Origin of the sequence: Akkermansia sp. JRP_AM1 (genome assembly GCF_049262625.1) — a bacterium.
Taxonomy (GTDB): domain Bacteria; phylum Verrucomicrobiota; class Verrucomicrobiia; order Verrucomicrobiales; family Akkermansiaceae; genus Akkermansia; species Akkermansia massiliensis.
Genome location: NZ_CP118234.1, coordinates 1,168,105 through 1,181,963, shown reverse-complemented (window position 1 = coordinate 1,181,963; position 13,859 = coordinate 1,168,105). Strand labels below are relative to the sequence as shown.

Genomic DNA, 13,859 nt, shown 5'->3' with positions numbered 1-13,859 from the left:
GGTTGCAGGGCATGGCTTAACTTCACGAAGGTCAATATGCTGTGTAGGATTCAGGACGTATTCGATACGTCTTTATGAAGATTACACACACCGCAAAAAACATAGGGGCCGCAGTTCTGGGCTGCGCCATGATGGCAGGAACCGCCTGCATGGGCGGGGAAACGGCCTCTCCCTCCTCTCCCTCCCTGGCCAACGCGCAGGAGGCCGCCATCCCTTCTACGGACACGGACTGGGCTTTCTCCCTTTCCGCGGGCTGGTCCAGCAAATACGTGACGGAAGGGCTGGACTGCCTGCCGGGCAGCGGCATCTGGGAAGTGGCTCCGAGCATCTCCTGGAAAGACCTTACGCTCAGCGCCTGGTACGCCGGGGGGGATTCCTCCAATTATGACGAGCTGGACCTGGTTCTGGGTTACGCCTGGAAGCTGGGGAAGTGGACCGTCAATCCCTGGTATGAGCACCAGTTCTACTTCACGCAGGACTACAACGTAGCCAATCCGGCCCTGACCGTCTCCTATGCCGTGACGGACTGGCTGACCGTGGGGGCGGAAACCCAGGTGAAGGTGGAACACCAGGATTTTGAAGCCTATTACAGCGCCTTTGTGCAACTGGAATGGTCCCCCGTGGAGAACGTGACGGTAACGCCCATGGCCAGGTACGGGTACAACGGCGGTTATAACGTGGACTATGACGACGGCTCCAACTGCATTGACTGGAGCCTGGGCGTGACGTGGCGGTTTGCGGAACATTATTCCCTTTCCGGCTCCGTCAATTATTCCCAGGCGGCTACGGTGCTGCGCCGCAGGGACGCCGGGGACGAGTTCTGGGTGGGCTTCCGCCTGGGCGTGGAATTCTAACGGCGTACTGGCGTCATGAAAAACGGGCTTCCGGAGGGAAATTAACAATTTCTTAATGTCCGGCAGCCCCTTGTTAACTACCCGGAATTTCCGGAACATGTATAAAGTTGCGTTATGTCCTCACACGACTTGTTAATCATTGTCCTATTCATAGGCATACTGGTCGCCTTCACTCCGTTGCTCGGGAAGTGGCTGGCGAATGTTTTACAGGGAAAGCGGAGCTGGCTTTCCCGGTTCTTGGTCCCGTGGAGCGCTGCACCTACCGTGTGGCCGGCGTGGACCCCTCCCGCGAAATGGACTGGAAAAAGTATCTGACGGCCGTTCTTCTGTTCAACGCCGCCGGATTCCTCATCCTGTTCCTTTCCCTGCTGTGCCAGAAATGGCTGCCGCTGAATCCCGCCGGCACGGAAAACATGCGGTGGGACATTGCCCTGAATACGGCCATCAGCTTCATGACCAACACGAACTGGCAGTTCTACTCCGGCGAAGGGCCGGAAGGCATCAGCTACTTTGTCCAGATGACCGGGCTGGGCGTGCAGAACTTCGTCAGCGCCGCCACGGGGATTGCCGTCATGGCCGCCCTGATCCGCGGTCTGAAAAGGAAATGCGCCTCCACTCTGGGCAACTTCTGGGCGGACCTGACGCGCAGTACCTTGTACTTTCTGATTCCGATTTCCGTGGTCGTCGCGCTTCTGCTGGTCTCCCAGGGGGTGGTGCAGTCCTTTGACGGACCCGCCACCGTACCGGGCATGGACGGCGTGGAGCAGGTGATTCCCAACGGTCCGGCGGCCTCCCAGGTGGCCATCAAGCAGCTTGGGACGAACGGCGGCGGCTTCTTCGGGAACAACAGCACGCACCCCTTTGAAAACCCCACGCCGTTCAGCAACATGATTGAAATGCTCTCCCTGCTCCTGATCGGCTGCGCCTGCCCGTACGCCTACGGCGTGATGATCGGGAAAAAAAGGCAGGGCTGGATCATCTTCGGCGCCATGATGCTTCTGCTTGTGACGACCATCGGGCTTTCCCAGTGGGCGGAACACACGGGGAACCCGCTGTTCCCCGGCATGGAAATGCTGGAAGGCAAGGAAGTGCGCCTGGGCGTGACGAACAGCTCCCTCTGGTCCGTGGCTACGACGGCCTCCTCCAACGGCTCCGTGAACTGCATGCACTGCAGCATGTCCCCACTGGGCGGCGGCATTGCCCTGTTCAACATGCTGCTGGGTGAAGTGATCTTCGGCGGCCTGGGCTGCGGCCTGTACGGCATGCTGATGTTCGCCATGATCACTGTCTTCCTGTGCGGGCTGATGGTGGGGCGTACTCCCGAATTCCTGGGCAAAAAAATTGAAGCGCGGGAAGTGCGCTGGTCCATGGTGGGCGTTCTGCTGCCCGGCATAACCGTCCTGCTTATGAGCGGACTGGCCGCCGCTACGGAAGTGGGGCGTGAATCCATCTGCAATGCCGGACCCCACGGGCTGACGGAAATCCTGTACTGCTTCGGTTCCCAGGCCGGGAACAACGGGAGCGCCTTTGCCGGCCTGGCTGTGGGGGATACGCCTTTCTATTCCGTGCTGGGCGGCCTGGCGATGCTGCTGGCCCGCTTCGGAGCCATCATTCCGGTGATGATCATTGCGGGCAGCATGGTATCCAAGAAAACCGCGCCTCCGGCCCAGGGCACCATGGCGACGGACAACCTGATGTTCATGGTTCTGCTGGTGGCCGTGGTGCTGATTGTAGGCGCCCTCACCTTCTTCCCGGCCCTGGCCCTGGGGCCCATTCTGGAGCATCTGCTCCTGTATTCGGGAACCATGCTGTAAGGAGCATTCACCAACAAACCAGATTTTATGATGATGAAAGAAGAAAAAGAATCAATCCTGGTGTAACGGGGCCATGCTGAAAACGGCCTTCCGGGACGCGCTGCGCAAATTTGACCCGCGTGCTTTATCCAAAAACTTCGTGATATTCGTCACGGCCATCGGTGCCCTGGTTGCTACGGTCGTCCTTATCCGGGATGCCGCCGCCGGGCAGCCTTTCGGCTTTACCCTGCAAGTCACACTCTGGCTCTGGTTCACCGTCCTGTTCGCCAACTTTGCGGAAGCATTGGCGGAAGGCCGTGGAAAGGCCCAGGCGGACGCTCTGAAAAAAATGCGCGTCTATGTGAACGCCCGTCTGCTGACGGACAAGGGGACGGAGGAAATAGTCTCCGTTTCCGAGCTGCGCAAGGGGCAAAAAGTGCTGTGCGAGGCCGGGGACATCATTCCTCTTGACGGCGAGGTGATTGAAGGCATCGCCAGCGTGGACGAATCCGCCATTACCGGGGAATCCGCCCCGGTCATCCGTGAAAGCGGGGGAGACCGCAGCGCCGTAACGGGGGGCACCCGCGTGATCAGCGACGGCATCGTCATCCGCATCACGGCGGAACCGGGCAATACCTTCCTGGACCGCATGATCGCCATGGTGGAGGGCGCCAGCCGGCAGAAGACGCCCAATGAAATCGCGCTGGGCATCCTGCTCGTGGCGCTGACCATCGTCTTCATTGCCGTAGTGCTTTCCCTCCCAGCCATGGCCGGATACATTGAAGATTCCGCCCGGGCGCTGGGCTTCAGGGCGGACGGCCATATCTCCCTGCCCGTTCTGGTCTCCCTGCTGGTGTGCCTGATTCCGACGACGATCGGCGGCCTGCTGAGCGCCATCGGCATCAGCGGCATTGACCGGCTGGTGCGCCGGAACGTGCTGGCTACGTCCGGCCGTGCCGTGGAAGCGGCCGGGGACATTGATGTGCTGATGCTGGACAAGACCGGAACCATCACCTTCGGCAACCGCATGGCGAATGAATTCCTGCCTGCGCCCGGCGTGGAGGACCAGCAGCTGGCGGAAGCCGCCCAGCTCGCCTCCCTGTCCGATGAAACGCCGGAAGGGCGTAGCATCGTAGTGCTGGCCAAAAAGCAATTTGGAATCCGGGGCCGCCACATGGACGCGGACCACATCACCTTTGTTCCGTTCTCCGCTTCCACCCGCATGAGCGGCGTGGACATTGCGGCGCACGGCGGCCAGCCGGCCGTTTCCATCCGGAAAGGCGCTGCGGAAAGCGTGGCGCAGTGGGTGAAGGACCAGGGCGGAGCCTTCCCGCAGGAGGTGGAAATGACCGTGCAGAACGTCGCGCGTGCCGGCGGCACGCCGCTGGTGGTGGCACGGGGAAGGGACGTGCTGGGCGTCATTTACCTGAAAGACATCGTCAAGGGCGGCATTAAGGAACGCTTCGCCCGGCTCCGGGCCATGGGCATCCGCACCGTCATGGTGACAGGGGACAATGCCCTGACTGCCGCATCCATTGCGGCGGAGGCCGGAGTGGATGACTTCATTGCGGAAGCCACGCCGGAAATGAAGCTGGCGCGCATCCGTGAAGAACAGGCGGAAGGCCATCTGGTGGCCATGACCGGGGACGGCACCAACGACGCTCCCGCCCTGGCCCAGGCCGATGTGGGCGTGGCGATGAACACCGGCACGCAGGCCGCCCGGGAGGCGGGCAACATGGTAGACCTGGACAGCAACCCGACCAAGCTGATTGAAATCGTGGAAATCGGCAAGCAAATGCTGATCACCCGCGGCGCGCTGACCACCTTCTCCTTCGCCAATGACGTGGCCAAGTACTTCGCCATCATCCCCGCCATGTTTGCGGGCCTCTTTGTGGCTGACGGCATGGCCCGGGGGCCGCTTTCCGCCCTGAACGTGATGGGACTGCACTCCCCGCAGAGCGCCATCCTCAGCGCGGTGATCTTCAACGCCCTCATTATCGTGGCGCTTATTCCACTGGCCTTGAAGGGGGTTTCCTACCGACCGGCGGGAGCAGCCTCCCTGCTGAAGCGCAACATCCTCATTTACGGGGTAGGCGGCCTGATTGCGCCGTTCATCGGCATCAAGCTCATTGACATGGCCGTCACCGCCCTGCACCTCGTCTGAACAATTAAAAATCAACCTGCTGAATCATTATGAAATGGACATTTCCCAATCTGCGCCTGTTTCTGGCGCTGGCCGTCGTCACCGGCGGCATTTATCCCTTGGCTGTCACGCTTGTCAGCCTGATTCTGTTCCCCCATCAGGCGCACGGCTCCCTGATCCGGAATGAACGGGGGGAAGTCATCGCCTCGGAGCTCATCGCCCAGCCCTTCACTTCCGCCAGGTACTTCTGGCCCAGGCCCTCCGCCGGGGACTACGCCACCATGCCTTCCGGTGCCAGCAACCTCTCCTGGACCTCCGGAGAACTGGTCAGGACGGTGGCGGAGCGCAAGGCGGCCCTGCTGAAAGCCCACAACCTGCCGCAGGAAACGCCTGTTCCGGCAGATCTCCTGTTCGCTTCTGGAAGCGGTCTGGAATCCTGCATTTCCCCGGAAGCGGCGGAATTCCAGGCGGCCCGCGTGGCGGCGGCCCGCAAGCTGCCACTGGAAAAAGTAAGGCGATTGGTGGCGGAACACCTCATTCCGGGCGGCATCCTGGGGGAAAACGTAATCAACGTGATGACGCTGAACGCCGCCCTGGATACATTGCCCCCCAGTTAGTGGTATATAGTTGACCGTCCCGGTCCGGGGAATACCCTGGCGGAAAAATCGTCCGGCAGTTGTCCGGTGCCTTGGTTCCGCATCTTTCTCCGGTCGCCGGGGCGGATTTTATGAATGAAAGGGAGGAACTCTCCTCCAGAACCATGGGGCTATCTTTTGCCTTCCAGAAGAAACAGGGCCGCTCCGTGGGGATTGAGCCGCACCTTCATTTCCCGGCTTGCCGTGCCGGCGTTTTCCTGCTTCCACAGGTCGCGCGCGTTTTGCGGAGACTTCAGCTTGAGGCGGGAAAGGGGGACATGAATGGTCTGGCCTTTATTGCTTTTATTGAAAAAGCCGACGGCGGTACGGCCTTCCCCCAGCGGTTTGATCCATACTTCTCCATCATCTTGGGACAGGACTTTTTCCGAAGGGCCGTGAAACGTCTGGTTGACGGCGATCACTTCCCGGTTGCACAGGATGCCCCGCGTGAAATCGTCCAGATGCTCCAGATCGCATGAAATAATCAGGGGGGCGGATATTATGGCCCAGAAGGACATCTGGAAATACTGCTCGTCCGGAGTCAGCCGGGTGGGGGAGAATGTGGTATTCGCCTTTCCGACCTTGCCCAGGCGGCCGATTTGAAGCATGTCCGGATCATTCCAGTGCCCCGGTCCGGCATAGGGCTGCCATTTCTCCTGGGAGGAAGCGATCTTCTTCAAACTGCCCCAGTGGTCTTCGATATCTCCCGTCGTGCGCCAGACGTTGGCCGTTTTGCTGATGGGGCCGGCAATCTCGAACGGGGTGGAATTGGAAACGCTCAGCACAATATCCCTGCCGCTTTTTTTCAAATCCGCCGCGATTCTTTCCGTGCTGGGCACGTCGATCAGGTACCAGTCCATCTTGACGTAGTCAAACCCCCATTCCGCCCACTGCCTGGCATCCTGGGTAATCATCCATACGGGGCCTGTTTTGGCGGCTCCCAGCCGCTGGGAACCCGGACAGCTCCCGAACAATTGATCGGGCTGCGGGCGTTTGCTTTCAGGAAGGGCCAGGGAGGAATAATCTCCCTGCGGATTGGGGGAAGTGCCTCCCATGTAGCCGGCGTAAGTTCCCATCCACGGGGTTGAGTAAATCCCCGCTTTCAGTCCCAGGCTGTGGATTTCACGGCACATGGACTTCATATCCGGAAAACGCTTGTTGGGCTGGATGGCGCGGTACTTGCCGCCTCTGGCGCCTTGCCAGCAATCGTCAATGTTGACATAGCGGTAGCCGTATTGGGCCAGCCCGGAACTGATGAGCAGCCGGGCGGTTTTCAGGATATTTTCCTGGCTCACGCCGCCGCTGTAGGAATACCAGCTGCTCCAGCCCATGGGGGAGTCAGGCACATCTCCTTCCCGATGCGGACAGTGATGGTCCCGTTCGCTTTGCCGTGGCTGTTGCTTATCTGCACGGGAAAGGCATAAGTTCCCGGACGGCTGATTTTACCGGTGATGACGCCGGTTTCCCTGTCCAGCTTCACGCCGGGGGGCAATTTGGCGGCGGCAAAGCTCATGGGGCGTTCTCCGCTGGCGCAGATGGCGAACTGGATGGGGGAGCCGGGACGTGCGCCGAAAAGCCGCGGTTCGTTCAGCACGGGAGCCGGTGATTCCGGCGGTGTCAGGCGGACGCCGGGTTCCGGAGCGGGATAGGGGGAAGGCATCTCCTTGCCGGAGGCTCCCGTTTGAACCAGGAGCAGGGCGGAGCATAGGAACGGAAGAAAAGAAAGACGGATCATTTTGGTAAAAAACTGGAGACAGGAAAAAAGAAAAGGCCGGTAAAATGCGGGTTCTGTAAAATACGCCGGATGCACTACAATATTACAAGGAATTCGGAGGGTCAAAAAAATTTGGATAACGGCAAAAATCCTGCTTTCCCATTCAACGGTTGGAGATATTCTTATGTCTAAATTACCAACATACCATGCTTAACAATCTAACAACAAAATTTCAGGAAGCGCTGATGCAGGCGCAGCAGACGGCAGGGCGGCTCGGAAAGCCGGAAATTTCCTCCCTGGACGTTCTGGTGGCGTTGCTGGAGCAGGACGGCGGAATTCTTTCCCCTATTCTCCGGAAGGCCTCTTGTGATCCGGGCCTGCTGTTGCAGGCCGCCCAGAGGGAAGTATCCCATGAACCCACCCAGAGCGGTGCTACCACGCAGCCCCAGATGGGCCGTGACCTGGCTACGGTGATGCACGCTGCCGAGGATGAACGCAAAAAGCTCAAGGATGACTACCTCAGCGTGGAGCACTTCATGCTGGGGGCTCTGGACACGCAGAACAAGGTGCACCAGTTGACGGACACCTTTGGACTGACCAAGGACAACTATCTGGCCGCCATGAAGGAAGTGCGCGGCAACCAGCGCGTGACGGACGACAACCCGGAAGGCAAATACCAGACGCTGGAAAAATACGGCACGGACCTGACGGCCCGCGCCCGCGCCGGCAAGATTGACCCCGTTATCGGCCGTGATACGGAAATCCGCCGCGTCCTCCAGATCCTTTCCCGCCGGACCAAGAACAACCCCGTGCTCATCGGGGAGCCCGGCGTGGGCAAGACCGCCATTGCAGAAGGCCTGGCGCGGCGCATTGTCAACGGTGACGTGCCGGAAAGCATGCGCAACAAGCGCATTGTGTCCCTCAACATCGGGTCCATGCTCGCGGGGGCCAAATACCGCGGCGAATTTGAAGAACGCTTGAAATCCTTCCTCAAGGAAGTGACGGACTCCAACGGCGAAATCATCCTGTTCATTGACGAACTGCACACCATCGTGGGCGCGGGCGCCAGTGAAGGGGCGGTGGACGCCTCCAACCTGCTTAAGCCCGCTCTGGCCCGTGGCGAACTGCGGACCATCGGCGCGACGACGCTGGACGAATACCGCAAATACATTGAAAAGGATGCGGCCCTGGAACGACGGTTTCAGCCTGTCATGGTGTCTGAACCCAGCGTGGAGGACACCATCGCCATTCTGCGCGGCCTGAAGGAACGTTATGAAGTTCACCACGGCGTGCGCATTACGGACGCCGCCATCGTGGCTGCCGCCACTCTTTCCGACCGTTATATCTCAGACCGTTTCCTGCCTGACAAGGCGGTGGACCTGGTGGACGAAGCAGCGGCCCGGCTCAAGATTGAGCTGGATTCCATGCCCACGGAAATCGACCAGATCGAACGTGAAGCCATGCAGCTTGAAATGGAACGGCAGGCCCTGGTGAAGGAAGAGGATGCCGACAGCAAGGCGCGTCTGGAAAAAATCACCAAGGATCTGGCGGACCTGAAGGAAAAATCCGGCTCCATGATTGCCAAGTGGAAAAGTGAAAAAGACGTTCTGGACGCCGTCCGCAGGGAACAGGAAAAAATAGAGGCCCTCAAGCTGGAAAGCGAAAGGGCCAAGAGAATGGGGGATCTGACCCGCGCTTCCGAAATCACGTACGGTGAACTTCCGGAAGCGGAACGCGCCCTGACGGAAGGCAAGGAAAAGCTCAACAAAATGCAGAAGGAGGACGGAGGCCTGCTCAAGGAGGAAGTCACGGAAGGGGACATCGCCAAGGTGGTGGCCACCTGGACCGGCATTCCCGCCGCGCGCCTGCAGGAAGGGGAGCGCGCCAAGCTGGTGCACATGGAAGAACGCCTGGGCGCCCGCGTGATCGGGCAGAAGCAGGCCGTCAAGGCCGTGTCCGACGCCGTGCGGCGCGCCCGCGCGGGATTGCAGGATGAAAACAGACCCATCGGCTCCTTCCTGTTCCTGGGCCCCACGGGCGTGGGCAAGACGGAGCTCAGCAAGGCGCTGGCGGAATTCCTCTTTGACAATGAAAACGCCATCGTGCGCATTGACATGTCCGAATACATGGAAAAGCACTCCGTGGCGCGCCTCATCGGGGCGCCTCCCGGATATGTGGGTTATGAAGAAGGCGGCCAGCTCTCTGAAGCCGTGCGCCGCCGTCCGTACTGCGTGGTCCTCTTTGATGAAATTGAAAAAGCCCATCCAGACGTCTTCAACGTGCTGCTCCAGGTATTGGATGACGGCCGCATCACGGACGGCCAGGGGCGTACGGTGGACTTCCGGAATACTGTCATCATCATGACCTCCAACATCGGCAGCCAGTACATCCTCAATGAATCCAACGCGGAACAGCGGGAAGCCAAGGCGATGGAAGCCCTGCGCGGCCACTTCCGCCCGGAATTCCTGAACCGCATTGATGAAATCATCATCTTTGACCGTCTGACGGCGGAGGAACTCAAAGGCATTGTGGACATCCAGCTCCAGCGCGTCCGCAAGCGCCTGGAAGCCAAGGGCCTGTTCCTGCGCATGACTCCGGAGGCTACGGCCCTGGTGGCGGACCATGGCTTTGACCCCGTCTATGGAGCGCGTCCCCTCAAGCGGGCCATTCAGCATGACCTGCTGGACCCCCTCAGCCTCAAGCTCCTGGAGGGCGACTTCCCGGAAGGGACGGAAATCGTGGTGCGGGAAAAGGGCGGCAAGCTGGACTTTACCAAGGAAAAGAAATAACTGAAAAGGCTGCTTTTCCGGTGTGCCGCCGGGAAAAACCATGAAGGGCGTTCCCTGGCAGGAACGCCCTTCTGCTACCAATCCACTCCCTGGCGGCTAAAGGAAACTGCCGTCTGGCCGGCGTGAAAGGAAAATCCGGGAGAGGAAACCGTCAGCAGCGGCGTCTTCGTAAAGCGAGCACGGCCAGCCCCAGCAGGGAAAGCGTGGAGGTGCCGGGCTCCGGAACCATCTTCCAGCCCATGGAACGCATCAATTCCATTTCTCCATCCGTCAGGGTACGGTGGTAGGTATCCGGCGAAATGGAATACTGCATGAGGGCGTCCGGATCGCTCGCGCTGTCGATGTGGGCCATGCTGGACCCTTGCTGCCAGGTGGCGGGGTTATAGGCGGTGAGCCCCGTATCGCCCAGGGACAGGGTTTCTCCAAGTGTAAATGCCGTATTCCCGTTTCCGGCCTTATTCACGATGGATTGGCCTTCCTGGTTGGTTAACAGGGAATCATACCTGGTGTACAGCATGGTGCTGTAAGCTGCTGAAGCATTCCCGGACTGGACCTGGAAGGTACCGGTTTGTGTCGCCAGGGAAAGAAACCCTGCGGCATGCCCTATCTCATGGGTCAGGATGCTTTGAAAATCATATTTTCCCGTATGCTCCGCCGGTAAGGCGGTCTCGTAATAAAGAGAATTCAAATGAGAGGTATTGCACTGGATGTAAATATCGTAGCCCGTTGCAGTCCTCGTGCTCCCATCGCGCCAGACGGACTCCACCAGGGTGGAAACCTGTTGCGGTCCATTTGACTGGTAGTAGAAGTAAGGGGAATAGGCGGAGGCCAGAGTGGAGGAATTGGCTCCGTCGTACCAGGTGAGGCCAACAGTAAGTGTTCTGCCCGGGGTGGAATTGATCAAGCTATCCCATGTGGTCAACGCCCGCATGGCAGCGTCTATCTGGCCTTGGTCCCATGTATGGGTGCTTGATGAATCAAAAAATCCCTGGTCCCCGGAATCCAGGAAGGTGCAGGAAAAAGTGGAGCCTATACTGGCTGTTTGTACAGCGGATGAGGAAGGAATGTTTCCCAGGCAGCAGGCAGCGCAGATAATTCCAATCCAGAATGATCTTTTCATAGATGGCAAAATAATAAAAACTTCCTATAGATAGCAGAAAAAATCCTTTCCGTCCATGGGAAAACAAAATGGTTCAGCCTCCTTTTCAAGGGAAGGAATGCAATGGAGGTGGGCGGAGGAAGCACCTGCGTTCAATAGCCCTTTTTTTCGTCCTGGCAGGGGGCAAAAAAGAGGAACTGTAGTTATTGCGGAAACATCACGGGAGAAAATGTTCAAAAAAATGGCACGAAGAAGGGGGAGTATGACAAAAGCCTAACTATTTTATAAATTGGAAGTTATGAATGGACGTGATAAAATGGGTGAAAGACTCTCACAAAAAACGACTCGAAAAAAATTGACAAGGGAGGTGAAAATGGTAGACTTCTCGGCACGCCAACACGGCGACGGGATGAAAAGCCCGGCGGCAGGAGGGACTCGAAAGAGGGCCTGAATGAAGCCGGGGCCGGCCACCCGGAAGAGCCTCATTAAAGGGGCCGATAAGAAGATTTCAAGGGAATGACTACCGAACCCGCCGAGGGTTTTCCCGAATGCGTCGAGAGACGTGTGAGGGAGAAAAAACCCAAAGGAGCGACCTAGCTCCGAGAGGGGCGGATTGGTAGAAGCAAGGGGAAAGAAAAAAGGTCGTGACGCGCGCCGTGCTTGGCAGAGCGAAGAGGACTTCAAGAGACACAACTTGAGGGAAGAGCTGACTGAAGCATGGCGCAGATGAAATCGAAAGATTCCATTTGGTCCAGCAATTTCAAAAATTATATTTGATGGAGAGTTTGATTCTGGCTCAGAACGAACGCTGGCGGCGTGGATAAGACATGCAAGTCGAACGAGAGAATTGCTAGCTTGCTAATAATTCTCTAGTGGCGCACGGGTGAGTAACACGTGAGTAACCTGCCCCCAAGAGTGGGATAGCCCCGGGAAACTGGGATTAATACCGCATAAAATCGCAAGATTAAAGCAGCAATGCGCTTGGGGATGGGCTCGCGTCCTATTAGTTAGTTGGTGAGGTAACGGCTCACCAAGGCGATGACGGGTAGCCGGTCTGAGAGGATGTCCGGCCACACTGGAACTGAGACACGGTCCAGACACCTACGGGTGGCAGCAGTCGAGAATCATTCACAATGGGGGAAACCCTGATGGTGCGACGCCGCGTGGGGGAATGAAGGTCTTCGGATTGTAAACCCCTGTCATGTGGGAGCAAATTAAAAAGATAGTACCACAAGAGGAAGAGACGGCTAACTCTGTGCCAGCAGCCGCGGTAATACAGAGGTCTCAAGCGTTGTTCGGAATCACTGGGCGTAAAGCGTGCGTAGGCGGTTTCGTAAGTCGTGTGTGAAAGGCGGGGCTCAACCCCCGGACTGCACATGATACTGCGAGACTAGAGTAATGGAGGGGGAACCGGAATTCTCGGTGTAGCAGTGAAATGCGTAGATATCGAGAGGAACACTCGTGGCGAAGGCGGGTTCCTGGACATTAACTGACGCTGAGGCACGAAGGCCAGGGGAGCGAAAGGGATTAGATACCCCTGTAGTCCTGGCAGTAAACGGTGCACGCTTGGTGTGCGGGGAATCGACCCCCTGCGTGCCGGAGCTAACGCGTTAAGCGTGCCGCCTGGGGAGTACGGTCGCAAGATTAAAACTCAAAGAAATTGACGGGGACCCGCACAAGCGGTGGAGTATGTGGCTTAATTCGATGCAACGCGAAGAACCTTACCTGGGCTTGACATGTAATGAACAACATGTGAAAGCATGCGACTCTTCGGAGGCGTTACACAGGTGCTGCATGGCCGTCGTCAGCTCGTGTCGTGAGATGTTTGGTTAAGTCCAGCAACGAGCGCAACCCCTGTTGCCAGTTACCAGCACGTAAAGGTGGGGACTCTGGCGAGACTGCCCAGATCAACTGGGAGGAAGGTGGGGACGACGTCAGGTCAGTATGGCCCTTATGCCCAGGGCTGCACACGTACTACAATGCCCAGTACAGAGGGGGCCGAAGCCGCGAGGCGGAGGAAATCCTGAAACTGGGCCCAGTTCGGACTGTAGGCTGCAACCCGCCTACACGAAGCCGGAATCGCTAGTAATGGCGCATCAGCTACGGCGCCGTGAATACGTTCCCGGGTCTTGTACACACCGCCCGTCACATCATGGAAGCCGGTCGCACCCGAAGTATCTGAAGCCAACCGCAAGGAGGCAGGGTCCTAAGGTGAGACTGGTAACTGGGATGAAGTCGTAACAAGGTAGCCGTAGGGGAACCTGCGGCTGGATCACCTCCTTTCTATGGAGAAAGTGCATGAAAAATGCACAGGTCGGATCTCTTCCCGAGGGAAGAGAGAGCGGAACCCGCGAGGGCCCGCAACGAACCAAAGATGTGTAAACAGCCAGTTCGCTTGGAGCGAAACTAGGCACGACGTGCGTGACGACCTTTTTTCAAAAAGAACCGCAACTGGGGGTATAGCTCAGTTGGTAGAGCGCCAGCTTTGCAAGCTGGATGTCCGGGGTTCGAGTCCCCGTGCCTCCACCAGTTTCGGTAAGAAGGCGGGAGCCGGAAAACTTTAGTAACTAAACTTTAGTATTTGGTAACTGTCTCTCAGAGACCCAAAGCCGGGCCTGTAGCTCAGTTGGTTAGAGCACGCGCTTGATAAGCGCGGGGTCACAGGTTCAAGTCCTGTCAGGCCCACCAAAAAAATCGATTATTGAGGGAAAGCGAAAATTGACATCTGCGTGGCAAAGAAAACAATTGCTGAGAAGCAATTGCTTTCCAACAAAGTGGGTAGTTGAAAAACAACTACAATACACAATTTAAAACATGCATACCAAGAAATAA

General features: G+C 58.0%; 6 protein-coding genes, 2 tRNA genes, 1 rRNA gene and 2 pseudogenes. 8 read left to right on the top strand and 3 right to left on the bottom strand.

Annotated elements, in window-relative coordinates:
• The first annotated feature begins 74 nt into the window (after nt 1–74).
• The 4 genes and pseudogenes from PVA48_RS05550 to kdpC all read left to right on the top strand — a co-directional run bounded on the left by PVA48_RS05550 (nt 75) and on the right by kdpC (nt 5,407).
• Entirely contained in the window at nt 75–854 is a 780-nt protein-coding gene (locus PVA48_RS05550; protein ID WP_102749400.1) for a TonB-dependent receptor, read from the top strand.
• Between the two features lie 114 nt (nt 855–968).
• A pseudogene (kdpA, locus tag PVA48_RS05545) lies at nt 969–2,668 on the top strand (potassium-transporting ATPase subunit KdpA).
• Between the two features lie 46 nt (nt 2,669–2,714).
• Nucleotides 2,715–4,811 (top strand): annotated as a pseudogene (kdpB, locus tag PVA48_RS05540) (potassium-transporting ATPase subunit KdpB); the annotation flags it as partial.
• A 29-nt stretch (nt 4,812–4,840) separates the two neighbouring features.
• Nucleotides 4,841–5,407, top strand: coding sequence for a potassium-transporting ATPase subunit KdpC (gene kdpC, locus PVA48_RS05535; RefSeq protein ID WP_102721304.1), 567 nt, complete (start codon nt 4,841–4,843; stop codon nt 5,405–5,407).
• A 149-nt stretch (nt 5,408–5,556) separates the two neighbouring features.
• Here the strand turns inward: kdpC and PVA48_RS05530 are convergent, their stop codons facing one another.
• Both PVA48_RS05530 and PVA48_RS05525 read right to left on the bottom strand, forming a co-directional pair.
• On the bottom strand, nt 5,557–6,771 hold the full coding sequence (locus PVA48_RS05530) for a glycoside hydrolase family 27 protein (RefSeq protein WP_423232368.1): 1,215 nt from the start codon (nt 6,769–6,771) through the stop codon (nt 5,557–5,559).
• A complete protein-coding gene (locus PVA48_RS05525; protein ID WP_309557330.1) occupies nt 6,717–7,160 on the bottom strand; it encodes an Ig domain-containing protein in 444 nt (147 codons plus the stop codon). The genes PVA48_RS05530 and PVA48_RS05525 overlap by 55 nt, the downstream gene beginning before the upstream one ends.
• A gap of 185 nt (nt 7,161–7,345) precedes the next feature.
• Here PVA48_RS05525 and clpB point away from each other — a divergent pair, with 185 nt between their 5' ends.
• Complete coding sequence (clpB, locus tag PVA48_RS05520; RefSeq protein WP_102726475.1) at nt 7,346–9,928, top strand: ATP-dependent chaperone ClpB; 2,583 nt, start codon at nt 7,346–7,348, stop codon at nt 9,926–9,928.
• A 151-nt stretch (nt 9,929–10,079) separates the two neighbouring features.
• Here clpB and PVA48_RS05515 read toward each other — a convergent pair whose 3' ends face one another.
• Nucleotides 10,080–10,832, bottom strand: coding sequence for a PEP-CTERM sorting domain-containing protein (locus tag PVA48_RS05515; RefSeq protein ID WP_102728524.1), 753 nt, complete (start codon nt 10,830–10,832; stop codon nt 10,080–10,082).
• A 968-nt stretch (nt 10,833–11,800) separates the two neighbouring features.
• Here PVA48_RS05515 and PVA48_RS05510 point away from each other — a divergent pair.
• The 3 genes from PVA48_RS05510 to PVA48_RS05500 all read left to right on the top strand — a co-directional run bounded on the left by PVA48_RS05510 (nt 11,801) and on the right by PVA48_RS05500 (nt 13,715).
• A 16S ribosomal RNA gene (locus PVA48_RS05510) occupies nt 11,801–13,310 on the top strand.
• A 170-nt stretch (nt 13,311–13,480) separates the two neighbouring features.
• Nucleotides 13,481–13,556, top strand: a tRNA-Ala gene (locus tag PVA48_RS05505).
• A gap of 82 nt (nt 13,557–13,638) precedes the next feature.
• Nucleotides 13,639–13,715: transfer RNA gene (locus PVA48_RS05500), tRNA-Ile, on the top strand.
• The last annotated feature ends 144 nt before the right edge of the window (nt 13,716–13,859 follow it).

Excerpts from the sequence above, each read along its gene's own strand:
- PVA48_RS05525 (WP_309557330.1), bottom strand. The coding sequence starts at position 7,160 with ATGATCCGTCTTTCTTTTCTTCCGTTCCTATGCTCCGCCCTGCTCCTG.
- kdpC (WP_102721304.1), top strand. The coding sequence starts at position 4,841 with ATGAAATGGACATTTCCCAATCTGCGCCTGTTTCTGGCGCTGGCCGTC.
- PVA48_RS05550 (WP_102749400.1), top strand. The coding sequence starts at position 75 with ATGAAGATTACACACACCGCAAAAAACATAGGGGCCGCAGTTCTGGGC.
- clpB (WP_102726475.1), top strand. The coding sequence starts at position 7,346 with ATGCTTAACAATCTAACAACAAAATTTCAGGAAGCGCTGATGCAGGCG.